Genomic DNA, 399 nt, shown 5'->3' on the forward strand with positions numbered 1-399 from the left:
ATAGAAATTAGTTTTTTAAAATAACAATAGTAAAGCGTAGCAAAATAAATTAATATAATAATATAAAGTATAAATAAAAGTGAATGGGGATAGTGATTTGAAAAAAGTTATAGCAAGTTTGGGAGTTATTGCACTTGTCGCGGTTTTGGGAGTTGCAGTTGTATTTGCATACGGTAGTTATAAAGATTTAGAGCTCAAAAAAGAAGAAGCTAAACTAGCTGAAAATAAAATTAAAGAAGACGATAAAAAAGAAAAATCTAAAAAAATCGATAATAATTGTAAAGAAGAAAGTAATAATACAACAAATTATCAAACACCCGTAACAAATGAGGATGTTAGTACTAAAGAAGTGAGAACGACAGAAGAGGGTGAAGTCATAAAGAAAACTAAAAATGGAAT

Annotated in this window: 1 pseudogene; it reads left to right on the forward strand. The window is 27.3% G+C overall.

Annotated features, from left to right (window positions below):
- Nucleotides 1-97: 97 nt before the first annotated feature.
- Nucleotides 98-399, forward strand: a pseudogene (locus ACF91D_RS32220) (hypothetical protein); the annotation flags it as partial.

The sequence above is a fragment of the Staphylococcus sp. 231237_7MaSpsaltlick genome (assembly GCF_043107035.1).